Annotated in this window: 20 protein-coding genes and 2 tRNA genes; 11 read left to right on the top strand and 11 right to left on the bottom strand. The window is 64.8% G+C overall.

The genetic code is table 11. The annotated features are described in order from the left end of the window. The first annotated feature begins 166 nt into the window (after window positions 1-166). Window positions 167-3,028 (top strand): excinuclease ABC subunit UvrA, encoded by a 2,862-nt coding sequence (gene uvrA / locus AB0T83_RS02360; RefSeq protein WP_366191213.1) that lies wholly within the window; start codon window positions 167-169, stop codon window positions 3,026-3,028. On the opposite strand, the gene AB0T83_RS02355 is transcribed toward uvrA, so the two are convergent. After that, on the bottom strand, window positions 3,029-4,258 hold the full coding sequence (locus AB0T83_RS02355) for a bifunctional alpha/beta hydrolase/OsmC family protein (protein WP_366191209.1): 1,230 nt from the start codon (window positions 4,256-4,258) through the stop codon (window positions 3,029-3,031). It abuts the gene before it with no gap. A gap of 359 nt (window positions 4,259-4,617) precedes the next feature. Here AB0T83_RS02355 and AB0T83_RS02350 point away from each other — a divergent pair, with 359 nt between their 5' ends. Beyond that, a complete protein-coding gene (locus tag AB0T83_RS02350) occupies window positions 4,618-5,892 on the top strand; it encodes a DEAD/DEAH box helicase (RefSeq protein WP_366191207.1) in 1,275 nt (424 codons plus the stop codon). A 69-nt stretch (window positions 5,893-5,961) separates the two neighbouring features. On the opposite strand, the gene AB0T83_RS02345 is transcribed toward AB0T83_RS02350, so the two are convergent. The 3 genes from AB0T83_RS02345 to AB0T83_RS02335 all read right to left on the bottom strand — a co-directional run bounded on the left by AB0T83_RS02345 (window position 5,962) and on the right by AB0T83_RS02335 (window position 8,875). Then, the gene (locus AB0T83_RS02345) at window positions 5,962-6,918 is read right to left on the bottom strand and encodes a hypothetical protein (RefSeq protein WP_366191206.1); all 957 of its coding nucleotides are present in this window, start codon (window positions 6,916-6,918) and stop codon (window positions 5,962-5,964) included. Between the two features lie 135 nt (window positions 6,919-7,053). Continuing rightward, complete coding sequence (gene glnA / locus AB0T83_RS02340) at window positions 7,054-8,460, bottom strand: type I glutamate--ammonia ligase (protein WP_366191204.1); 1,407 nt, start codon at window positions 8,458-8,460, stop codon at window positions 7,054-7,056. Window positions 8,461-8,536: 76 nt separating this feature from the next. Then, on the bottom strand, window positions 8,537-8,875 hold the full coding sequence (locus tag AB0T83_RS02335) for a P-II family nitrogen regulator (RefSeq protein WP_366191202.1): 339 nt from the start codon (window positions 8,873-8,875) through the stop codon (window positions 8,537-8,539). A gap of 150 nt (window positions 8,876-9,025) precedes the next feature. Here AB0T83_RS02335 and AB0T83_RS02330 point away from each other — a divergent pair, with 150 nt between their 5' ends. The 4 genes from AB0T83_RS02330 (at window position 9,026) to tig (ending at window position 12,095) form a co-directional block, all read left to right on the top strand. Then, complete coding sequence (locus AB0T83_RS02330) at window positions 9,026-9,679, top strand: NAD(P)H-hydrate epimerase (protein WP_366191201.1); 654 nt, start codon at window positions 9,026-9,028, stop codon at window positions 9,677-9,679. 5 nt (window positions 9,680-9,684) lie between these two features. Continuing rightward, window positions 9,685-10,554 carry an NAD(P)H-hydrate dehydratase gene (locus tag AB0T83_RS02325; RefSeq protein WP_366191572.1) on the top strand — a complete coding sequence of 290 codons (870 nt, stop codon included), beginning with the start codon at window positions 9,685-9,687 and terminating at the stop codon, window positions 10,552-10,554. Window positions 10,555-10,654: 100 nt separating this feature from the next. After that, a tRNA-Leu gene (locus tag AB0T83_RS02320) sits at window positions 10,655-10,739 on the top strand. 24 nt (window positions 10,740-10,763) lie between these two features. Further along, window positions 10,764-12,095 (top strand): trigger factor, encoded by a 1,332-nt coding sequence (gene tig, locus AB0T83_RS02315; RefSeq protein ID WP_366191199.1) that lies wholly within the window; start codon window positions 10,764-10,766, stop codon window positions 12,093-12,095. 196 nt (window positions 12,096-12,291) lie between these two features. Here tig and rplI read toward each other — a convergent pair whose 3' ends face one another. Genes rplI through rpsF form a run of 3 tightly spaced genes read right to left on the bottom strand, consistent with a single transcriptional unit; the run spans window position 12,292 to window position 13,538 of the window. Then, window positions 12,292-12,909 (bottom strand): 50S ribosomal protein L9, encoded by a 618-nt coding sequence (rplI, locus tag AB0T83_RS02310; RefSeq protein ID WP_366191197.1) that lies wholly within the window; start codon window positions 12,907-12,909, stop codon window positions 12,292-12,294. 12 nt (window positions 12,910-12,921) lie between these two features. Beyond that, the gene (gene rpsR / locus AB0T83_RS02305) at window positions 12,922-13,149 is read right to left on the bottom strand and encodes a 30S ribosomal protein S18 (RefSeq protein ID WP_005982441.1); all 228 of its coding nucleotides are present in this window, start codon (window positions 13,147-13,149) and stop codon (window positions 12,922-12,924) included. Window positions 13,150-13,175: 26 nt separating this feature from the next. Beyond that, the gene (rpsF, locus tag AB0T83_RS02300; RefSeq protein ID WP_366191571.1) at window positions 13,176-13,538 is read right to left on the bottom strand and encodes a 30S ribosomal protein S6; all 363 of its coding nucleotides are present in this window, start codon (window positions 13,536-13,538) and stop codon (window positions 13,176-13,178) included. Between the two features lie 199 nt (window positions 13,539-13,737). Between rpsF and AB0T83_RS02295 the strand changes: the two genes are divergently transcribed. Further along, window positions 13,738-14,352 carry a cupin domain-containing protein gene (locus tag AB0T83_RS02295; protein WP_366191195.1) on the top strand — a complete coding sequence of 205 codons (615 nt, stop codon included), beginning with the start codon at window positions 13,738-13,740 and terminating at the stop codon, window positions 14,350-14,352. Between the two features lie 138 nt (window positions 14,353-14,490). Continuing rightward, on the top strand, window positions 14,491-15,087 hold the full coding sequence (locus AB0T83_RS02290) for a YceI family protein (protein WP_366191193.1): 597 nt from the start codon (window positions 14,491-14,493) through the stop codon (window positions 15,085-15,087). Between the two features lie 170 nt (window positions 15,088-15,257). Here AB0T83_RS02290 and AB0T83_RS02285 read toward each other — a convergent pair whose 3' ends face one another. Further along, window positions 15,258-16,484, bottom strand: a complete 1,227-nt coding sequence (locus tag AB0T83_RS02285) for a cytochrome b/b6 domain-containing protein (protein WP_366191191.1) — start codon at window positions 16,482-16,484, stop codon at window positions 15,258-15,260. Between the two features lie 178 nt (window positions 16,485-16,662). Here AB0T83_RS02285 and fabD point away from each other — a divergent pair, with 178 nt between their 5' ends. The 3 genes from fabD to AB0T83_RS02270 all read left to right on the top strand — a co-directional run bounded on the left by fabD (window position 16,663) and on the right by AB0T83_RS02270 (window position 18,766). Further along, on the top strand, window positions 16,663-17,592 hold the full coding sequence (gene fabD, locus AB0T83_RS02280; protein ID WP_366191189.1) for an ACP S-malonyltransferase: 930 nt from the start codon (window positions 16,663-16,665) through the stop codon (window positions 17,590-17,592). A gap of 23 nt (window positions 17,593-17,615) precedes the next feature. Continuing rightward, window positions 17,616-18,353: a 3-oxoacyl-[acyl-carrier-protein] reductase gene (gene fabG / locus AB0T83_RS02275; protein ID WP_366191187.1), complete on the top strand. Its 738-nt coding sequence runs from the start codon at window positions 17,616-17,618 to the stop codon at window positions 18,351-18,353. Between the two features lie 179 nt (window positions 18,354-18,532). Next, on the top strand, window positions 18,533-18,766 hold the full coding sequence (locus AB0T83_RS02270; RefSeq protein ID WP_193140693.1) for an acyl carrier protein: 234 nt from the start codon (window positions 18,533-18,535) through the stop codon (window positions 18,764-18,766). Window positions 18,767-18,947: 181 nt separating this feature from the next. Here the strand turns inward: AB0T83_RS02270 and AB0T83_RS02265 are convergent, their stop codons facing one another. From AB0T83_RS02265 to AB0T83_RS02255, 3 genes are all read right to left on the bottom strand, one after another. After that, window positions 18,948-20,039: a 2'-deoxycytidine 5'-triphosphate deaminase gene (locus AB0T83_RS02265; protein WP_366191186.1), complete on the bottom strand. Its 1,092-nt coding sequence runs from the start codon at window positions 20,037-20,039 to the stop codon at window positions 18,948-18,950. A 63-nt stretch (window positions 20,040-20,102) separates the two neighbouring features. After that, window positions 20,103-20,180: transfer RNA gene (locus AB0T83_RS02260), tRNA-Pro, on the bottom strand. Window positions 20,181-20,255: 75 nt separating this feature from the next. Next, window positions 20,256-20,993, bottom strand: coding sequence for a MerR family transcriptional regulator (locus AB0T83_RS02255; protein WP_366191185.1), 738 nt, complete (start codon window positions 20,991-20,993; stop codon window positions 20,256-20,258). Window positions 20,994-20,997 lie beyond the last annotated feature (4 nt).

Genomic DNA, 20,997 nt, shown 5'->3' with positions numbered 1-20,997 from the left:
ATGCTGCCCTAACGTAAACCATTTTCCGATTTTCGGGAACCGCGCGTCAGGAACGCAATTCCGACGCCCATCAAGATTGCGCATGAAGTTCACTCTTTGTTCACAGTTTCTCATTGGAGACTCGCCGCCGATCCCCTAGGTTATGCGGATATCGTCGAGGTGGGTCATGGCCGAGCAGAAGAACATCGAGGTGCGCGGCGCGCGCGAGCACAACCTGAAGGGCATCGACGTGGATATTCCGCGCGATCAGCTGGTGGTCATCACCGGGCTTTCGGGGTCGGGAAAATCCTCGCTGGCCTTCGACACGGTCTATGCCGAGGGGCAGCGCCGCTATGTGGAAAGCCTGTCGGCCTATGCCCGGCAGTTCCTCGACATGATGGAAAAGCCCGACGTGGATCACATCTCGGGTCTCAGCCCGGCGATTTCCATCGAACAGAAGACCACCTCGAAGAACCCGCGCTCGACCGTTGGCACGGTGACCGAGATCTACGACTACATGCGGCTGCTGTTCGCCCGGGCCGGCACGCCCTATTCGCCCGCCACCGGCAAGCCCATCGAAGCGCAGCAGGTGCAGGATATGGTCGACCGGATCATGGAGATGGAAGAGGGCACGCGCGGCTATCTGCTGGCCCCGATCATCCGCGACCGCAAGGGCGAATACCGCAAGGAAATGCTGGAACTGCGCAAGCAGGGCTTCCAGCGGGTCAAGGTGGATGGCGAGTTCTACGAGTTGGACATGCCGCCGAAGCTGGACAAGAAGTTCCGCCATGACATCGACGTGGTGGTGGACCGGATCGTCGTGCGCGAAGGTCTGGAAACCCGGCTGGCCGACAGTCTGCGCACGGCGCTGGATCTGGCCGATGGCATTGCCATTCTGGAAACCGCCCCGAAAGACGGCGAGCCCGAGCGGATCACCTTCTCGGAACGCTTCGCCTGTCCGGTGTCGGGCTTCACCATTCCGGAAATCGAACCGCGCCTGTTTTCCTTCAACGCGCCCTTCGGGGCCTGCCCGGATTGTGACGGTCTGGGGATGGAGTTGTTCTTCGACGAACGGCTGGTGGTGCCGGATCAGACCCTTCAGCTGTACGACGGGGCCTTGGCGCCGTGGCGCAAGGGCAAGTCGCCCTATTTCCTGCAAACCATCGAAGCCATCGCCCGCCACTATGAATTCGACAAGGCGACGCCGTGGAAGGATCTGCCCGCCCATGTGCAGCAGGTGTTCTTGCACGGCTCGGGTGAGGAAGAGATCGAGTTCCGCTATGACGACGGCGGCCGGGTCTATCAGGTCTCCCGCGTGTTCGAAGGGGTCATCCCCAACATGGAGCGGCGTTATCGCGAAACCGACAGCAACTGGGTGCGCGAGGAATTCGAACGCTACCAGAACAACCGCCCCTGCCACACCTGCGAAGGCCATCGTCTGCGCGCCGAGGCGCTGGCCGTCAAGATCGCGGGCGTTCATGTGGGGCAGGTGGTGCAAATGTCGATCCGCCAGGCGCTGGACTGGGTCGAGGATGCGCCGAACCATCTGACCAAGCAGAAGAACGAGATCGCCCGCGCCATCCTGAAGGAAATCCGTGAACGGCTGGGCTTCCTGAACAACGTCGGCCTTGAATACCTGACGCTGTCGCGCAACGCCGGCACCCTGTCGGGCGGCGAAAGCCAGCGGATCCGGCTGGCCAGCCAGATCGGCTCGGGCCTGACCGGGGTGCTCTATGTGCTGGACGAGCCGTCCATCGGCCTGCACCAGCGCGACAACGACCGGCTGCTGACCACGCTGAAGAACCTGCGCGATCAGGGCAACACGGTGATCGTGGTGGAGCATGACGAGGAAGCCATCCGTGAGGCAGATTACGTCTTCGACATCGGTCCCGGCGCCGGGGTGCATGGCGGCGAGGTGGTGGCCAAGGGCACGCCCGCCCAGATCATGGCGACCGAGGCCAGCGTCACAGGCGACTATCTGGCCGGACGGCGCGAGATCGCCGTGCCCGCCACGCGCCGCAAGGGCAACGGCAAGAAGGTCAAGGTGGTCAAGGCCACCGGCAACAACCTGAAAAACGTCACCGCCGAGTTTCCGCTGGGCCGTTTCGTCTGTGTCAGCGGCGTGTCGGGCGGCGGCAAGTCGACCCTGACCATCGAAACCCTGTTCAAGACCGCCTCGATGCGGCTGAACGGGGCCCGCCAGACCCCGGCCCCCTGCGAGACCATCAAGGGGTTGGAGCATCTGGACAAGGTGATCGACATCGATCAGCGGCCCATCGGGCGCACGCCGCGCTCCAACCCGGCCACCTATACCGGGGCCTTCACCCCGATCCGCGACTGGTTCGCCGGGCTGCCCGAGGCCAAGACGCGCGGCTACAAACCGGGGCGGTTCAGCTTCAACGTCAAGGGCGGGCGCTGCGAGGCCTGCCAGGGCGACGGCGTCATCAAGATCGAGATGCACTTCCTGCCGGACGTCTATGTGACCTGCGAAACCTGCCACGGCGCGCGCTACAACCGCGAAACGCTTGAGGTGCAGTTCAAGGGCAAGTCCATCGCCGACGTGCTGGACATGACCGTCGAGGACGCGCAGCAATTCTTCAAGGCGGTGCCATCGATCCGGGACAAGATGGATGCGCTGATGCGGGTCGGGCTGGGCTACATCAAGGTAGGCCAGCAGGCGACCACCCTGTCGGGCGGCGAGGCGCAGCGGGTGAAGCTGGCCAAGGAGCTGTCCAAACGGTCGACCGGGCGAACCCTCTATATCCTCGACGAACCGACCACCGGCCTGCATTTCGAAGACGTGCGCAAACTGCTGGAAGTGCTGCACGAACTGGTGGAGCAGGGCAACACCGTGGTGGTGATCGAACACAACCTCGACGTCATCAAGACCGCCGACTGGATCATCGACATTGGTCCCGAGGGCGGCGACGGCGGCGGCGAGATCGTGGCCAAGGGCACGCCCGAGAAGATCGCACAGGAAGCGCGCAGCCACACCGGGCGCTACCTGAAGGGCATGCTCGATCCCCGGCGCCGGGTGGCGGCGGAATAATCAGTCGCGGGCGCCGGGGTTAGCCAATTCGGTGACCACCTTGGCGCCGCTTTCCAGCGTGCGGTGCACCGGGCATTTGTCGGCAATCTCCAGCAATTTGGCGCGTTGCGCGTCGTCCAGATCGCCCTCCAGCCGGATCAGCCGATGGAAGGTGTCGATGCGCGGGGTCACCCCGGCATTGGCATCCTGGGCGTGCATCTTGTCGTGGGAGACATCCACCGACACATGGTCCAGGTCCCAGCCCTTGCGCCGCGCGTACATGCGGATGGTCATCGAGGTGCAGGCGCCCAGACCGGCGGCCAGAAATCCATAGGGCGACATGCCCCGGTCGGTGCCGCCATAGGCCAGCGGCTCATCGGCCAGCGCGTGATGCTTGGGGCCGCTGGATACATCTTGCAGGAAGCCGTCGGGGTCGGCCTCGGCCACCCGGATGATCCCCTCGGGCACGCCGGGCGGCGGCGCGGGCGGGCGCAGGTCCAAATAGCGTCTGGCCCATGCGGCAATGACTTCGGCGGCGTATTCGGCATCGGCGGGACGCGAGATCAGATGGTCAGCCTCGTCCAGCGTGACGAAGCTTTTGGGATGGCGCGCGGCCTGGAAGATCTGGGCGGCGTTTTCAATGCCCACCACCGCGTCGCGCGGCGCGTGCAGAACCAGAAGCGCCTTGCCCAGATGGCCAATGGCCTCGGTCAGCGAGGCGTTCGAGATATCCTCGACAAAGCCCTTGCCGATGCGCACCGGGCGGCCGCCCAGCGAAACCTCGGCCACGCCATCCGTGGTGATCCGCTCCAGCGCACCGCCGAAATTATGGGTGACATGGCCGGGATCGAAGGGCGCACCCAGGGTGGCCACGGCGCGCACCGACGGGATCTGGGCGGCAGCCCGCAACACCGCGGCCCCGCCCAGCGAATGGCCGATCAGAAGATCCGGAGACAGTCCGCGCGCGTCCAGCGCCCGCGCCGCCGCGACCAGATCGGCGACGTTGGAGGAAAACGTGGTGTTCTCGAATTCGCCTTCGCTGTGGCCCAGCCCGGTGAAATCGAACCGCAACACCGCGATGCCCATGGCCGACAGGCGTCCGGCAATGCGGCGCGCGGCGGCGATATCCTTGCCGCAGGTGAAGCAATGGGCAAACAGCGCCGTGGCCAGCACCGGCCCATCCGGCAGATCCAGCTGTGCCGCCAGACGCAAGCCGTCCTGCCCTTCGAAAGTGAAGCGTTCTGTCGCCATGACGACCCCGTCGTTTTGAGAGTGTGTCAAAGATGCGGCAGGGCCGGGTCGTGGACAAGGGCGGTGGCCATGCTGTCACGCAAGGGTGACAGTTCGCGAGGCCGGGCGCAGAAATGTTGACATCTGCGCCGCGATGCCCCATGTGCCCCTCAAGGCCACTGCCGCGTGAGCAGTAAGCCGCCCCGTGCATCGGGACGACGGCATAGGCCTGACATCGTTTTCTGGTTCCATTTCACGCAGGGGTCAGGGCCCCATTCGGCGCGCAAGGCGTGCCGCTCCGGGCGTCCACTGCAACCGCCGCTGCATTTGGCAGACGGCACAAGCAGGCGTTGTTGTGCCTGCCGAAAGGACGATCCTTCATGGATTTTGACATGCTGGGCCTTGCGCCCCGCCTTGTGGCCAAGCTGAAAGACCTTGGCATTACCGACCCGACACCCATTCAGACCCAGGCCATCCCGCACGCCATGAACGGCCGTGACGTGATGGGTCTGGCGCAGACCGGCACCGGCAAGACCGCCGCCTTTGGCCTGCCGCTGCTGCATGTGATCTCGGGCATGGGCTCGAAACCCGCGCCCAAAAGCGTGCGTGGCCTGGTGCTGGCCCCGACGCGGGAACTGGCCAAGCAGATCGCCGACAACCTGATGGCCTATTCCGCCGGCGGCCATGTCCGCATCGGTCTGGTGGTTGGGGGCGTGTCCATCAACGCCCAGATCAAGCGGCTTGAGCGCGGCACCGACATTCTGGTCGCCACCCCGGGGCGGCTTCTGGACCTGCTCGACCGCAAGGCCGTGTTCCTGGACCAGACCCGGTTCCTGGTGCTGGACGAGGCCGACCAGATGCTGGACCTGGGCTTCATCCATGCGCTGCGCAAGATCGCGCCGCTGCTGGCGCCCGAACGGCAGACCATGCTGTTCTCGGCCACCATGCCCAAGCAGATGGCCGAGCTGTCGAATGCCTATCTGACCGACGCCGTGCGCGTGGCCGTCAGCCCTCCGGGCAAGGCCGCCGACAAGGTGGACCAGTCGATCCATTTCGTCGCCAAGGCCGGCAAGACCGACCTGCTGATCGACTTGATGCGCAAGCACAATGAAGATCGCGCACTGGTCTTCGTGCGCACCAAGCACGGGGCCGACCGTCTGGCGCGGCATCTGGAAAAAGCCGGGTTTGCGACCTCGGCCATTCACGGCAACCGCAGCCAGGGCCAGCGCGACCGCGCCATCACCGCCTTCAAGGCTGGTCAGATCAAGGTTCTGGTCGCCACCGATGTGGCCGCGCGCGGCATCGACATTCCCGATGTGCGGCACGTCTACAACTACGACCTGCCGAATGTGGCCGACAATTATGTCCACCGCATCGGCCGCACCGCCCGTGCCGGGGCCGACGGCTGGGCCGTGGCCTTCTGCGCCCCCGACGAGATGGGCGAGCTGCGCGACATCGAGCGGACCATGAAGACCTCGATCCCGGTGGCCGGAGGCACGCCGTGGGAAGATGTCAGCCCGCCCGCCCGTGGTGGTGGTGGCAAGGGTCGGGGTGGACCCCGTCCGGGGCGCGGCGGCGGCAAGCCGCAAGGCAGCAGCAAGCCTGCCGGTGCCCGCAGCCGCTCGCGCCGCAAGGGCCCGCGCAAGGCGGCCTGATCCGGATCACAGACACCAAAGGGGCGCCATCGGGCGCCCCTTTGCGTTTCGCGGAAGCTTCGAGCCCCCTCACATCTGCGGCGCCGTGATCGGCACCGCCGGGTTCAGCAGCGGCTGGATCGCGAAGGGAAAGGCGTCCTCGGGGGTCACCGTGACCTCGACCGCGTGCATGTCCTTGGACCCGAAGGTTTCCAGCGCCATCACATGCGGGCTGGTCTTGGGGAAGGGGCGGAACATGCGGAATGTATGGCTGTCGCCAAACACCAGCAGCACCGGCTTGCCGAAGCCGTTGGCCAGGCGGACCAGCTCAGACCCGAAATTCTGAAAGCCGGAATGCCGCACGAAAGCCTCCGGATTCGACGAGGTGCCGAAACCAAACTCGAACATGTCCGCGTGGATCGCCAGAACGATGGCGGCGGCATTGTCGGCGGCGGCAAAGCTGGCCTTCAGCCAGTCAAGGTTGGCGGCATCGCGGGCCATGAATTCCGCGACCGCGCTGGGATCCCGGATTTCGAAGTTGTTGTTCGAGCCGACCACATGGGTGGTGATGAACATCACGTCGTTCAGAAGAAGCCGCGTGTTCTCGGGATAGCCGGCATCGCCCTGATGGGTCACCTCCACCGGGGCCTGGCCAAAGCTGGTGGCGGGATCGACGTAATAGGTGTTGCGGATGTAGTCCAGACGTTCCAGCGGGTCGAAGCCGCCCGCCTTGGCGCGGTGACAGTCGGTCCATTCGTTGTCGCCGGGGGAATACAGCGTCGGTGCAGCAAAGCTGTTCAGGAAGTCAAGCTGATCGTCCAGCATCTGGTCAGAGCAGGGGGTCGAGCCCGACTTCGTGTCGCCCACATGGACGACCAGCGTCGGGTCTTGCGCATTGATGGTGTCGATCATCGTGCGGAATGGGGCATAGACGGCTTCGGGCGCGCCATAGGGGGCGTCGCCCAGCAGGACGAAGGAGAACGGCTCGGCGGCGGTTGCCGCAGAGGCGGTGGCCAGAAGGGAAGACAGCAGCAGGGGCTTGAACATCGCAACCTCGGTAAATCATGTCAGGGTTTGCGAGCCTTAGGCCGGGCCTGTGTCACGGGCATGTCTGCGGCGTGACAGTTGCACAACGAAAAAGGGCGCCCCGAAGGACGCCCCCAATCTTGCGTGCCGAGATACTCAGCAGCTGTAGTACATCTTGAATTCCACCGGGTGCGGCGTGTGCTCGTAGGCGTAGACCTCTTCCCACTTGAGATCCATGTAGCCTTCGATCTGGTCCTTGGTGAACACGTCGCCGGCCAGCAGGAAGTCGTGATCGGCGGCCAGGCTGTCCAGGGCTTCGCGCAGCGAGGCACAGACGGTCGGGATCCCGGCCAGTTCTTCCGGCGGCAGGTCGTACAGGTCCTTGTCCGAGGCTTCGCCCGGATGGATCTTGTTCTTGATGCCGTCGAGGCCGGCCATCAGCAGTGCCGCGAAGCACAGGTAGGGGTTGGCCGCGGGATCGGGGAAGCGGGCTTCCACGCGCTTGGCTTTCGGCGACTCCGCCCACGGAATACGAACACAACCCGAACGGTTCCGAGCCGAATAGGCGCGCAAAACCGGCGCTTCAAAGCCCGGGATCAGGCGCTTGTAGCTGTTGGTCGACGGGTTGGTGAAGGCGTTCAGGGTCTTGGCGTGCTTCAGGATGCCGCCGATATAATACAGCGCCTCTTCCGACAGGTCGGCGTATTGGTCGCCTGCGAACAGCGGCTTGCCGTCCTTGAAAATCGACATGTTGACGTGCATGCCGGTGCCGTTGTCGCCGGCGATCGGCTTCGGCATGAAGGTCGCCGATTTGCCATAGGCCTGCGCCACGTTGTGGATGACGTATTTGTACTTCTGCAGTTCGTCCGCCTGATGGGTCAGCGACCCGAAGATCAGGCCCAGTTCGTGCTGGCAGGAGGCCACTTCGTGGTGGTGCTTGTCGACCTTCATGCCCATGCGCTTCATGGTCGAGAGCATCTCGGAGCGGATGTCCTGCGCATCGTCGACCGGGTTCACGGGGAAGTAGCCGCCCTTGACGCCCGGGCGATGGCCCATGTTGCCCATTTCGTATTCGGTGTCGGTGTTCCACGACGCGTCTTGCGCGTCCACCTGGTAGGACACCTTGTTGATGTCGACCTGGAAGCGCACGTCGTCGAACAGGAAGAATTCAGCTTCCGGACCAAAATATGCAACGTCACCGATGCCGCTGGACTTCAGGTAGGCTTCGGCCTTCTCGGCGGTGCCGCGCGGGTCGCGGGAATAGGGTTCGCCGGTGTCGGGCTCGACGACCGAGTTGTGGATGCACAGCGTCTTTTCTGCATAGAACGGATCCATGTAGGCGCTGTCGGTGTCCGGCATCAGTTTCATGTCGGATTCTTCGATCGACTTCCAGCCGGCAATCGACGACCCGTCGAACATGAAGCCTTCTTCCAGGAAGTCTTCGTCAACCTGGTCCGCCAGCACGGTGACATGCTGCAGCTTGCCGCGCGGGTCGGTGAAGCGGATGTCGACGTATTCGACGCCTTCGTCCTTGATCGTCTTGAGAACTGCGTCCTTGCTCATGGACCGTATCTCCCCTTTGCTAGTTGAACTTGATCCCGAACGGGGCAGCCGTGCGGGGTACTTTCGATTGAATGGCTTACAGCGCCGCGTCCCCGTCCTCGCCGGTGCGGATGCGGATGGCCTGCTCGATGGTTGACACGAAGATCTTGCCGTCGCCGATCTTGTCGGTCTTGGCGGCGTTCAGAATGGCCTCGACGGCGCCATCCAGCTGGTCGTCCGACAGCACGACCTCGATCTTCACCTTGGGCAGGAAGTCCACCACGTATTCGGCGCCACGGTACAGTTCCGTATGGCCTTTCTGGCGGCCGAAGCCCTTGACTTCGATGACCGACAGGCCCTGAACGCCAATCTCCTGCAGCGCTTCTTTCACTTCATCAAGTTTGAACGGCTTGATGATGGCTTCGATTTTCTTCATGCCTGAGTCCCCCGCGCCGGAATGTGTTTCGAGCGTCAGAACACTTTAACCGGGGGGCCACAATTGGCTAGGGTCGCCGTGTTTCACCGCGTCGCGGGATTCCCCGTCGTGATGTCAAAAATTGAGCGTACTGCACAACAAGTGAGCAAAATGAAAACTTCGGCTACAGGCGGAAACGACGAAATCCTGACCGCTGCACAAATGCAGGCGCTTGAAAAACAGGCAATGGCCTCGGGAATGGTCACTGGAATCGCCTTGATGGAGCGCGCCGGCGAAGGCGTCCTGCAGGCCATTTCCCGGCAGTGGCCCGACGTATTGGCCGCGCCCGGGCGTGCCTGCATCCTGTGCGGTCCGGGCAACAATGGCGGCGACGGTTATGTCATCGCGCGGCTGTTGCAAGGGCAGGGGTGGGCGGTGACCGTGGTGGCACTTGGCGCCACGGACAGGCTTCCCCCCGACGCGCAAACCAATCATGATCGCTGGACGGCGCGCGGCGAGGTCATGCCATGGCCGGAAGCGGCTTCGGCCATGGAAGGGGCGGATCTGGTGATTGACGCAGTGTTCGGGATCGGTCTGACCCGTCCCCTGTCGCCCGCGGTGGCGCGCGTGATGGATCAGGTGCCGCGCAAGGCCCGCCGGGTGTCGGTCGACGTGCCCAGCGGGATACTCGCCGACGGCCAGACCCTGACCCGTGATGCCGCCTTTCCGGCGGAACTGGCGGTGACCTTTCATTGCCGCAAGCCGGTGCATGTGGCGCTGGCCGATTCGGGCATGGCCGTTGCCATCGCGGATATCGGGCTTTGACCCGCATGCCGCGCACCGGACTGTCTCCGGCCCTGATCGCGCGCCTGTCGAAACGGGCCGATCAGCACAAGTACGACCACGGTCACGCGTTGATCCTGTCCGGCGGGCCGGGCCGGGGCGGGGCCGCGCGACTGGCCGCCCGTGCCGCGCTGCGCGTAGGGGCGGGGCTGGTGACGCTGGGATGCCCGCCCGAGGCCCTGGCCGAGAACGCGGCCCAGGTGACCGCCATCATGCTGCGCCCGCTGGACGGCTCGGCCGGTCTGGAAGAGGCGCTGGAAGATCCGCGCCTGAACGCCATCTGCATGGGGCCGGGTCTGGGCATTGCCACGGTCAGCCGCAACCATGTGCGCGTGGCATTGGCCAGCCGCCGCCCGGTGGTGCTGGACGCCGATGCGCTGACCTCCTTTGCCGACGATCCCCGCGCCTTCTTTGCACTGCTGCATTCAAACGCGGTGCTGACCCCGCACATGGGCGAGTTTGCACGGGTCTTCCCGGATCTGGCCAAAGCGTTGCAAGCCGACCCCCGCGAATCCCGTCTGGAAGTGCGCCGTGCGGCGGTGACCCAAGCGGCGGCCCGCTGCGGGGCAACAGTGTTGCTGAAGGGCGAGGTAACGCTGATCGCCGATCCCTCGGGTCATCTGGCCGAACTGCATCTGACCGGCAAGGCGGCGGCCCCCTGGCTGGCCACCGCAGGCTCGGGCGATGTTCTGGCCGGGCTGGTGACGGGGCTTCTGGCGCGCGGATTTTCCCCGTTTCAGGCGGCTGAAACCGGTGCCTGGCTGCATGGCGCGGCGGGCCGCCATCTGGGGGCCGGGCTGATTGCCGAGGACCTGCCCGAAGCCCTTCCGGCGATCTTTGCGCAATTGGGGGTCTGACAAGGCCGCCGCGCGCACGATTCCCCCTCGCATCCCTTTTCCGCCTTTGTTAGAAGGCCCGGAACTTGCGGGTCGCGCTCTGTGGCCCGTGCGGATTTTCGCGGGTGTGGCGAAATTGGTAGACGCACCAGATTTAGGTTCTGGCGCCGCAAGGCGTGGGGGTTCAAGTCCCTCCACCCGCACCACGAGACGAATGAAGGACAAAGCACATGCAGGTCACCGAGACCCTGAAGGACGGCCTCAAGCGCGGCTACGAGATCACGCTGACAGCCGCCGAGCTGGACAGTAAGGTCAACGAGAAACTGGCCGAAGCGCAGCCCGAAGTCGAAATGAAGGGCTTCCGCAAAGGTAAAGTGCCGATGGCGCTGCTGAAAAAGCAGTTTGGCCCGCGGGTTCTGGGCGAAGCGATGCAGGAAAGCATCGATGGCGCCATGTCCTCGCACTTCGAGGAAACCGGCGATCGCCCGGCGCTGCAGCCCGAGGTCAAGATGACCAACGAGGACTGGAAAGAAGGCGACGACGTGATCGTGGCGCTGAACTACGAAGCGCTGCCCGAGATCCCGGAAGCCGACCTGAAGTCGATCACGCTGGAAAAGCTGGTGGTCAAGGCTGCCGAGGCCGACGTGGAAGAAGCTTTGGCGAACCTCGCCTCCACCGCGCAGGATTTCGAAGATCGTGACGAAGGTGCGGCGGCCGAGAAGGACGATCAGGTCGTGATCGACTTCCTTGGCAAGGTCGATGGCGAGCCCTTCGAAGGCGGTGCCGCCGAGGATTACCCGCTGGTGCTGGGGTCGAACTCGTTCATTCCGGGCTTTGAGGATCAGCTGATCGGCGCCGTGGCCGGCACCGACGTGAATGTCGAGGTGGCCTTCCCCGAGGACTACCAGGCCGAGCATCTGGCCGGCAAGGCCGCGGTGTTCGAGTGCAAGATCAAGGCGGTCAAGGCGCCCAAGGCTGCCGAGATCGACGACGAACTGGCCAAGAAGTTCGGCGCCGAGGATCTGGCCGCGCTGAAAACCCAGATCGGCGAGCGTCTGGAAGCCGAGTACGCCGGTGCCGCCCGCGCCGTGATGAAGCGCGCGCTGCTGGACAAGCTGGACGAGCTGGTTGATTTCGACCTGCCGCCGAGCCTGGTCGAGGCCGAAGCCAAGCAGATCGCGCATCAGCTGTGGCACGATGAAAACCCGGACGTTCAGGGTCACGATCACCCGGAAGTCGAGCCGACCGAAGAGCACACCAAACTGGGCGAGCGCCGTGTGCGCCTTGGCCTGTACCTGGCCGAACTGGGCCAGAAGAACGAGGTCGAGGTCTCCGACGCCGAAATGACCCAGGCGATCATGAGCCAGGCACGTCAGTATCCCGGTCAGGAGCGCCAGTTCTTCGAATTCGTGCAACAGAACCAGCAGATGCAGCAGCAGCTGCGCGCGCCGCTGTTCGAGGACAAGGTCGTCGACTACATCTTCGAACTGGCCGAGATTGCGGAAAAGGAAGTCTCGAAGGACGACCTGCAGGAAGCTGTGAAGTCGCTCGAAGACGAGTAACTCCCAAGACAGTCACGCACACAGGCCGCCCCCTTCGGGGCGGCCTTTTTCGTGGGGGGCGTGCGGGGGATCCGAACCGCGTGGCTTAGCCGGGTTCGCCGGGCGATGGGGCCAGCCGGCAAGGGCGGCGGCGCGCAGACACGAAAAAGCCGCGCCTGAGGGCGCGGCTTTTCCTGAGGTCGTATCGACGCGAAGCTTACTTGTCTTCGGTCAGGTCCGGCTGGGGCGTGTTGTCGCCCGACTCGTCGTCGTCCACAGCGGCCGAGCCGATGTCGTCGAACAGTTCGGCGATCTCGAATTCGGCGGCGGCTTCTTCTTCCGCGGCAAGATCCTGGATCGACTTGCCCGAGGCCTGAAGCTCGGCTTCTTCCGGCGAACGGGCCACGTTCAGCTGGATGGTCACGTCGACTTCGGGGTGCAGGGTCACATGCACTTCGTGCAGGCCCAGATCCTTGATCGGCTTGGCCAGTTTGACCTGCTTGCGATCCACGGTGAAGCCGGCCTCGGTGGCCGCTTCGGCGGCGTCACGGGTGCTGACCGAACCGTAGAGGGCGCCGGCGTCAGAGGCAGAGCGAATCACGATGAACTGCTGGCCATCCAGCTTTTCACCCATGGCTTCGGCTTCTGCCTTGGTTTCCAGGTTGTGCGCTTCCAGCTGGGCTTTCTGCTCTTCGAAACGGGCCTTGTTCGCCTCGTTCGCGCGCAGCGCCTTGCCCTGGGGCAGCAAGAAGTTGCGGGCATAGCCTTCCTTGACGGAAACGACTTCACCCATCTGGCCCAGTTTGGCCACGCGTTGGAGAAGGATAACGTCCATTGGTCGGTCTCCTTATTTCACGGCGTAGGGCAGCAGGGCGAGGAAGCGGGCGCGTTTGATGGCACGGGCCAGTTCACGCTGCTTCTTGGCCGAGACAGCGGTGATCCGCGACGGCACGATCTTGCCGCGCTCGGAAATATAGCGTTGCAGCAGGCGGGTGTCCTTGTAGTCGATCTTCGGCGCGTTGTCGCCAGAGAACGGGCACACCTTGCGGCGACGGAAAAACGGTTTTGCAGCCATGGCTTTATGTCCTTTCTATGAACCGATCAGCGACGGCGATCGCCGCGATCACCGCGGTCGCGATCATCGCGCTTCTGCATCTGGACGGACGGGCCTTCGGGGTGTTCGTCGACCTTGATGGTCAGAACGCGCATCACGTCGTCATGCAGGCGCATCAGCCGTTCCATTTCCTGGATTGCCGGCGACGGAGCGTCGGTTTTCAGGAAGGCATAGTGCCCCTTGCGGTTCTTGTTGATCTTGTAGGCCATGGTCTTCACGCCCCAGTACTCGCTTTCGACGACCTTGCCGCCGTTGTCCGCGAGGACGGTGGAGAAGTGCTCGACCAGGCTTTCAGCCTGGCTGTTCGACAGATCCTGCCGAGAGATGAAGACATGCTCGTAAAGCGGCATATCAGCTCCTATGTCAGGGCGCATTTCATAGGACAGGCTCACATGGTTCCGCCCCTGTCCACGAGAGGCTGCGCCGAATAATGGTTTGCGGAACCGCGCCCTTATACAGTTCTTGACCATGGGGACAAGTCCCCGTGCCGCAAATGTCGCCGGGTCGTGCTAGGATGCCCGAGGGGGTTCGTGTCGAGCCGGAGGGGGAATGATGATCGAACGGGGCACCATCGCCATAAACCGGCTGACCGGCAGCCGCTGGGAGGTTCTGGAAGGGGCGGCGGAAACCGGGTCCTGCGGGTTCAGCATCAAGATCACCTGCCAGCCACGCGCCGCACCCGATGTGACGGAACATGTGCATCTGGACTGGGACGAGAATTTCCAGATCGTCGAGGGTCACGCCACTTACAGCCTGCAGGGCGAATCCTATACCGCCGAGGCCGGCGACACGGTGCACATGCCGCCCCGACAAAGCCATGTGCATCCATGGAACGACGGCGACGCACCGCTGGTCTACATTCAGCGCGCGCGCTTTCCGGCGCCGCAGCCCGGCGCCTTCGAAGAAACCTTCGGCGTGTTCCTGACCCTTTTTGGCATGGCGGCCAAGCCCGGCCTTCTGAACCGGCGCGGGATGCCGCGCGACCTGCTGGCCTTTGCCGCGGTGGGGCGGGCGCTGGGACGCTATCGCAATTATGACGCAGCGGTGCCGATCCTGTTGCAGCGGGCGGCCTCGGCCACCTTGGGGCGCCTGGCCGAAGCGCGGGGGATCCCGGCCATCGACCCGGCGTATATCGACCTGGCGCGCCCCGGCCCCGGCGAATAGCGCTCCTCCTGCACGGTGGCCTGTTCATTCCTGAACGGGTCCTGTGAACTGGCGCGGAATTGTCCATTCCGGCGCGCGACCCGATGTCTATCCGCATGAGCACAGCGCTCGTTTCGATATGACAACAAGGGTACAATCATGAAAACCACCGCCCTCGCCGCCGCTTTTGGCCTTGCCACTGCCACCCTCGCCGCGCCGGTTCTTGCCGATGCCGAGGCCTATGTTCTGGATGCCAGCCACAGCCAGATCCTGTTCAGCTATGACCACCTCGGCTTCTCGACGACCTACGGTCTGTTCTCGGGGTTCGAGGGCGAGATCCAGTTCGACGCGGACAACCCGGCGGCGTCCTTGGTGTCGGTGTCCATGCCCGTGACCGCGATGTTCACCGGCTGGGAAGAGCGCGATGCGCACCTGCTGTCGGATGATTTCTTCGGTGCCGATGACGACGATCTGGTGACGTTTGTGTCGACAGGGATCGAGGTCACCGGCGAGACCACCGCGCTGATCACCGGCGATCTGACCCTGAACGGTGTCACCCAGGCGGTTGTGCTGGACACCACCCTGAACCAGGCGGGCGTCCATCCCATGGCCCAGAAACCCTGGCTGGGGTTCGATGCCACGACCGTTCTGAAGCGGTCGGATTTCGGCGTCGACAAGTTCGCGCCCTTCGTCAGCGATGAAGTGGCGGTTCAGATCTCGATCGAGGCGATGCTGGCCGACGGAAACCCGTCGTAACAAACGGACAACGTTTATTCTCTCGAACCAAAAAGGGCCGCCCGATTGGGCGGCCCTTTTTTGCTGTCGTGTTGGCCGAAGTGAAACCACAAGCGGCACCGCCTGACAGGGCCAAACACGAAAGTGTTGGTCAAAGCGGCCGGGGCCGCCTTGACCCAGGTCCCGGCCGGTCAGTTGCGCTGTGCCGTCAGGATGATCGAGACGGTGACCGGAAAGCCCAGCGTCGCATCGTCCTTCTGGGCGGTCGTGCCGATCTCGAAGTCGCGGCGATCCAGCGTCGTCTGGCCGGTCATTTCGGCGGTATCTCCGGTCAACGTGAGGTCAAAGGGCAGGGTGACCGGCACCTCGGTGCCTTTCAGGCGCAGGGTGCCTTCGGCAAGGTACCCGCCGTCGTCCGCAGCGCGGAGAGTGGCGGCAAAATGCGCGGTGGGGAATTGTTCGGCATCGAAGAACTCGGGCTTCACCGCCTCGGCAGTGACCGAACCAAGTGTGACCGAGCCGATGGCGATGTCGACCGCGACAGTGCCCAGATCGGGGCCGGGCGCGTCGGGATCGAAGGCAATATCGGCCGTCCAGTCGGCGAAACTGCCCGCGACATCGGCGCCGAATTGTACCACGCTCAGCCCCAAGGTGCCGCTTTGAACGGTCCAGCCGCTGGCGGTCGGCGCAACCGGTGCCGGGGCCAGTTCGATGGCGCGGGCTTCGGTTTGCGCGGCGGGGGGCCAGCCCAGGGCGGTGCCGGCGGTCATGGCTACGGCCCAGATCAGCAGCGCCATCCAGAACGGGCTGCGGCTGTGGTCGCCGCCGTCCCGCCCGGCCTCGATCCGCCCCGGCAGCATCCGCGCCAGTGTCAGGTCGCGGTCAACGACCTGATGCTTGACCGCCCCGGCGATGTGCAACAGCACGGCGATGCCGAGGATCTTGGTGAAGACCAGGTGCCAGCCTTCGAACACATGCGCCACCGCATCATTCTTGGGCACGAAGGGCAGCGACTGGCCGAAAGGCCACCAGATCGGCGCGAAGCCGGTGGTCGCGGCATGGTGCAGCCAGCCCGACAGCGGCACCAGCACCAGCCCGGCATAGAGCGTCCAATGCACAAGCTCGGCCATGAAATGCTCGACCCGGCGGTCGGGATGCAGCGGGTGCGGCTTGGTCTGGTTCAGCGCCCAGAGGATCCGCGCCAGCGCCACGAAGAAGACGGTCACGCCGACGGTCTTGTGCAGGCTGAACAGCACGCCCTTGATCATCAGGGCTTGCGAGCTGTCATAGGGCCAGCCGTTGGCGATCATGCCCAGCGGAAAGGCGGTCAGGATCAGCAGCGCGGTGAGCCAGTGAAACATCTTGGTCACATTGCCATAGGCATAGGCGGTGTTGCCAAGGGGGGTGGCGTCGGACATGGACGATCTCCGTCAAGAAGCTTTTCGGGAAAGCTAGTGCATTTGTGCGCAGGCCAAAACCGCGCTGACCGCACAGGCGGCCTGCGGGGATGCGCGCGGGTCTGCCGGATTGCGCGCCCTGCGCCGCTGGGCTATCCCGACCGGCAACCAGTGTTCACAGAACCGCGACGGAGGAGCCATGAGCCGCGCATTTGTATTCCCCGGACAAGGGGCCCAGGCGATCGGAATGGGACAGGCCCTGGCAGAGGCCTGCCCGGCCGCCAGGGCGGTATTCGACGAGGTGGACGAGGCTCTGGGCGAGAAGCTCTCCGAGTTGATCTGGACCGGCGATATCGACACCCTGACCCTGACCCAGAACGCGCAACCGGCGCTGATGGCCTGTTCGCTGGCCGCCGTCCGCGCGTTGGAGACCGAGGGCGTGTCCATCGCCGACGGCGCTTTCGTGGCCGGGCATTCGCTGGGGGAATATTCGGCGCTGGCCGCCGCCGGGGCGCTGAGCGTCACCGACACCGCGCGCCTGCTACGCATCCGGGGCAAGGCCATGCAGGCCGCCGTGCCGGTGGGCGAGGGCGCCATGGCCGCGATCCTGGGGCTGGACCTGGCCGCCGTCACCGAGGTGGCCGAAGCCGCCGCGCAGGGCGAGGTCTGCCAGGCCGCCAATGACAATGATCCCGCACAGGTCGTGGTCTCGGGCCACAAGGCGGCCGTCGAACGGGCCACGGTGCTGGCCAAGGAGAAGGGCGCCAAGCGGGCGCTGCTGCTGCCGGTGTCCGCGCCGTTCCACTGCGCCCTGATGCAGCCCGCCGCCGACGTCATGGCCGGGGCGCTGGCCGATGTGACCATCGCTGCCCCCGTTGCACCGCTGGTGGCCAATGTCACGGCGCAGGCAACCTCGGACCCCGAGGCGATACGCGCGCAGTTGATCACCCAGGTGACCGGGGCTGTACGCTGGCGCGAAAGCGTGCAGTTCATGGCCGCAAACGGGGTGACCGAGGTCTGGGAAGTGGGCGCGGGCAAGGCCCTGTCGGGCATGATCCGGCGCATCGAACGGTCCATCGCCTGCACCGCCATCTCGACCCCTGACGATATCAAGGCCGCGCTCGCCTGAGCCGTGCAAAAGAAGGAAGTCACATGTTTGATCTGACCGGAAAAACCGCGCTCGTCACCGGCGCCTCGGGCGGCATCGGGGCCGAGATCGCCCGCACCCTGCACGCCGCCGGTGCCACCGTCGGCCTGTCGGGCACCCGAGTGGAGCCGCTGGAGGCGCTGGCCGCGGACCTGGGCGAACGCGCCCACGTGCTGCCCTGCAACCTGAGCGACGCCGAGGCGGTCAACACGCTGCCGAAACAGGCGGTCGAGGCCATGGGCGGTGTCGATATCCTTGTGAACAATGCCGGCATCACCCGCGACAACCTGTTCATGCGCATGTCCGACGAGGAATGGTCCAGCGTTCTGGAGGTCAACCTCACCTCGGCCTTCCGCCTCAGCAAGGGCGTGCTGCGCGGCATGATGAAGAAACGCTGGGGCCGCATCGTCAACATCAGCTCGGTCGTGGGCGCCACCGGCAATCCCGGACAGGGCAACTATGCCGCCTCCAAGGCGGGGCTGGTGGGCATGTCGAAATCGCTGGCCTATGAGGTCGCCAGCCGCGGCATCACCGTCAACGCCGTGGCGCCGGGCTTTATCGCCACCGCCATGACCGACAAGCTGAACGACGACCAGAAGGGCGCGATACTGGGCCAGATCCCCGCCGGGCGCATGGGCGAGGTCGGCGAGATCGCGGCTGCGGTGCTGTATCTGGCCAGCGCCGAGGCCGGCTACACCACCGGCGCCGTGCTGCATGTCAACGGCGGCATGGCGATGATCTGAGGATGGACGGGAAAGGCGAAAGCGTTTGCCTTCCCCATTCCATATGCTATAGGCCTCGCAACTTGCCCGGGGGCAGGGACCCATTTCTGGGAAAAGTTGAAGGCCCAGTGGCCTGAAGTGGCTCTTCGGAGCTGTTGATCGAGAACGGGCAAGACCCCGAAAGACATAGAGGATATGACATGAGCGACATCGCAGATCGCGTGAAGAAGATCGTTGTCGAGCACCTGGGCGTGGAAGAAGGCAAGATCACCGAAGGTGCCTCTTTCATCGATGACCTGGGCGCCGACAGCCTGGACACCGTGGAACTGGTGATGGCTTTCGAAGAAGAGTTCGGCATCGAGATCCCGGACGACGCGGCCGAAACCATCCAGACCTTCGGCGACGCGGTGAAGTTCATCACCGAAGCTTCCTGAGGCACAAGCGCGATCATCGCGAAACGACGGGCGGTCCCACTGGGGCCGCTTTTTTCGTTTGGGGGTATTGGGGGCGCTGCCCCCGCGACCTGGCGGTCGCTCCCCCGGAGTATTTCGGACAAGAAAAAGGGGGCGTGCGCCCGGAAGCGGCCGCGCGGGGGGGGCTTGTGGAGGAGCGAGTTTAGCGGAAGTGCTTGGAGAGTTTCAGGCCCTGGCCCTGGTAGTTCGATTTGATCTCGGCACCGTAAAGGCGTGAGGGCTGTTCGCTCATCCGTTCATAAACCAGCCGTCCGACCCTTTGCCCGTGTTCCAGCAGGAAGGGCGATTCGTGGCAGCGCACTTCCAGAACGCCGCGCGAGCCCTTGCCGCCGGCGCTGGCATGGCCAAAGCCCGGATCGAAGAACCCCGCGTAATGCACACGGAATTCGCCCATCAGCGCCATATAGGGGGCCATCTCGGCGGCGTAGTCGGGCGGGATGGTGACCGCTTCCTGGCTGACGAGGATGTAGAAGGCGCCGGGGTCGAGGATCAGCCCGTCGCCGTCACTGCGCAGCTCGTCCCAGAAATCGGCGCGCTCATAGGCGGCGATGCGATCCAGATCGATCACCCCGGCATGGGGTTTGGCGCGGTAGCCCACAACGCCGTCTTCGCGCGGGCGTAGATCGACGGAGAACCCCAGGCCCTGATCGATATGGGCCGCGCCGTCCACCAGCGGTTCTGCGGCGTGCAGCGCGGTGAGGGCGGCGTCGTCCAACTCGGCCTTGCCGGCGCGAAAGCGGATCTGGTTCAGGCGCATGCCGGCGCGCACCAGCACGGAAAAGCTGCGCGGGCAGATCTCGGCGTAGAGCGGGCCGGTGTAGCCTTCGGCGATGCGGTCGAACTCGCTGCCCTTGTCGGTGATGACGCGGGTCAGCAGATCGAGCCGACCGGTGGAGCTTTTGGCGTTGGCCACGGCGGTGATGCCGGCGGGCAGGGTCAGGGACTCCATCAGCGGCACCAGGTAGACGCAGCCCTTTTCCAGCACGGCGCCGGCGTCCAGATCCATCCGATGCATCTCGAAGCGGCTCAGACGGTCGGCAACGTTGGCCTGGCTGCCGGGCAGGAAGGAGGCGCGCACCCGGTAGGCGACGCGGCCCAGCCGCAGGTCCAGCGAGGCGGGCTGATACTGGTCTTCGAGGATCGCGGGATCGCCGCTGATCTGACCTCGGTCCACCATGGCGCGGAGGGTCTGGATCGGCAAGACGCCCTGGCGGGCGGGGCTCGGGTCGGTCATGGGCGCGGCAGAGCTCCTTCAGACAAAAGGCCCGCACCCGGAACTGGGCACGGGCCTTTTTGATGGTCGGGCCAGCGAGATTCGAACTCACGACCTTCCGTCCCCCAGACGGACGCGCTAACCAGGCTGCGCCATGGCCCGACGTTCGCGCTGTTTATCATTTCTGGGCGGCAGGGCAAGGCGGAAGATCGCAAAAAATGCAGCCCCGAACGCGGCTCACCAGGGCCGGCTATGCAGCGCTTGCAGGCGGGTGGCGGCGTCGCGCAGGGCGGCGCGATGGGCGGCGGGCAGATCGGCGGGCACAAGGGCACGCAGGGCGTGGCTGGTGCCGGGCAGATAGGGGACAGGAGCCAGCGGCGGAACCTCCACCGGCATGGCGGCTTCGGGTGCTGCCACATCCGCCGGATCAGAGCGATCTTCGGGAGGCGGCATCTGGCTGCTGGCGAAGGTGCCGCTTTGATCCTCGGCCGGGTCCGCGTCTTCGCTGTCGTCGAAGAAGAACCCGATGGGCGGGATGTCCTCGCTCTGCGCCGCAATGGGTATCTCGCCGGGCGCCGGGTCTTCGCCGGACACATCTGTCTGCGGTGATGGGGTGGTGTCTGCTGTCGGTGTGGCAGCGGGCGGGGTCACGCTGTCTGACGTCTCGGGTGCGGCGGCGGCGTCACCGTCTGTTTTCAGGTCCAGCGAGGGGCTGAAGGCCGCGATGGCGACCGTGCCTTCGGTCTGCAGCCGTTCCTGCACCGACTTGATGGTGTGGCCCTCGGTGTGCAGCAGGTGCTTGATGCCGCCCAGCAGGCGCATGTCGTCGGGACGATAATAGCGCCGCCCCCCGGCCCGCTTGACCGGCGCGATTTCGGGAAACCGGCTTTCCCAGAACCGCAGAACATGGGCAGGGGTGTCCAGCCATCTGGCCACCTCGCTGATGGTGCGGAAGGCTTCGGCGGATTTGCGCATCGGT

This window comes from Meridianimarinicoccus marinus, from assembly GCF_040689105.1.
Taxonomy (GTDB): Bacteria; Pseudomonadota; Alphaproteobacteria; order Rhodobacterales; family Rhodobacteraceae; genus Meridianimarinicoccus; species Meridianimarinicoccus marinus.
The sequence above is the reverse complement of the archived record's forward strand: the minus strand, read 5'-3'. Positions and strand labels throughout refer to the sequence as shown.

Excerpts from the sequence above, each read along its gene's own strand:
- uvrA (WP_366191213.1), top strand. The coding sequence starts at position 167 with ATGGCCGAGCAGAAGAACATCGAGGTGCGCGGCGCGCGCGAGCACAAC.
- AB0T83_RS02355 (WP_366191209.1), bottom strand. The coding sequence starts at position 4,258 with ATGGCGACAGAACGCTTCACTTTCGAAGGGCAGGACGGCTTGCGTCTG.
- AB0T83_RS02350 (WP_366191207.1), top strand. The coding sequence starts at position 4,618 with ATGGATTTTGACATGCTGGGCCTTGCGCCCCGCCTTGTGGCCAAGCTG.
- AB0T83_RS02345 (WP_366191206.1), bottom strand. The coding sequence starts at position 6,918 with ATGTTCAAGCCCCTGCTGCTGTCTTCCCTTCTGGCCACCGCCTCTGCG.
- glnA (WP_366191204.1), bottom strand. The coding sequence starts at position 8,460 with ATGAGCAAGGACGCAGTTCTCAAGACGATCAAGGACGAAGGCGTCGAA.
- AB0T83_RS02335 (WP_366191202.1), bottom strand. The coding sequence starts at position 8,875 with ATGAAGAAAATCGAAGCCATCATCAAGCCGTTCAAACTTGATGAAGTG.
- AB0T83_RS02330 (WP_366191201.1), top strand. The coding sequence starts at position 9,026 with ATGAAAACTTCGGCTACAGGCGGAAACGACGAAATCCTGACCGCTGCA.
- AB0T83_RS02325 (WP_366191572.1), top strand. The coding sequence starts at position 9,685 with ATGCCGCGCACCGGACTGTCTCCGGCCCTGATCGCGCGCCTGTCGAAA.
- tig (WP_366191199.1), top strand. The coding sequence starts at position 10,764 with ATGCAGGTCACCGAGACCCTGAAGGACGGCCTCAAGCGCGGCTACGAG.
- rplI (WP_366191197.1), bottom strand. The coding sequence starts at position 12,909 with ATGGACGTTATCCTTCTCCAACGCGTGGCCAAACTGGGCCAGATGGGT.
- rpsR (WP_005982441.1), bottom strand. The coding sequence starts at position 13,149 with ATGGCTGCAAAACCGTTTTTCCGTCGCCGCAAGGTGTGCCCGTTCTCT.
- rpsF (WP_366191571.1), bottom strand. The coding sequence starts at position 13,538 with ATGCCGCTTTACGAGCATGTCTTCATCTCTCGGCAGGATCTGTCGAAC.
- AB0T83_RS02295 (WP_366191195.1), top strand. The coding sequence starts at position 13,738 with ATGATGATCGAACGGGGCACCATCGCCATAAACCGGCTGACCGGCAGC.
- AB0T83_RS02290 (WP_366191193.1), top strand. The coding sequence starts at position 14,491 with ATGAAAACCACCGCCCTCGCCGCCGCTTTTGGCCTTGCCACTGCCACC.
- AB0T83_RS02285 (WP_366191191.1), bottom strand. The coding sequence starts at position 16,484 with ATGTCCGACGCCACCCCCCTTGGCAACACCGCCTATGCCTATGGCAAT.
- fabD (WP_366191189.1), top strand. The coding sequence starts at position 16,663 with ATGAGCCGCGCATTTGTATTCCCCGGACAAGGGGCCCAGGCGATCGGA.
- fabG (WP_366191187.1), top strand. The coding sequence starts at position 17,616 with ATGTTTGATCTGACCGGAAAAACCGCGCTCGTCACCGGCGCCTCGGGC.
- AB0T83_RS02270 (WP_193140693.1), top strand. The coding sequence starts at position 18,533 with ATGAGCGACATCGCAGATCGCGTGAAGAAGATCGTTGTCGAGCACCTG.
- AB0T83_RS02265 (WP_366191186.1), bottom strand. The coding sequence starts at position 20,039 with ATGACCGACCCGAGCCCCGCCCGCCAGGGCGTCTTGCCGATCCAGACC.
- AB0T83_RS02255 (WP_366191185.1), bottom strand. The coding sequence starts at position 20,993 with ATGCGCAAATCCGCCGAAGCCTTCCGCACCATCAGCGAGGTGGCCAGA.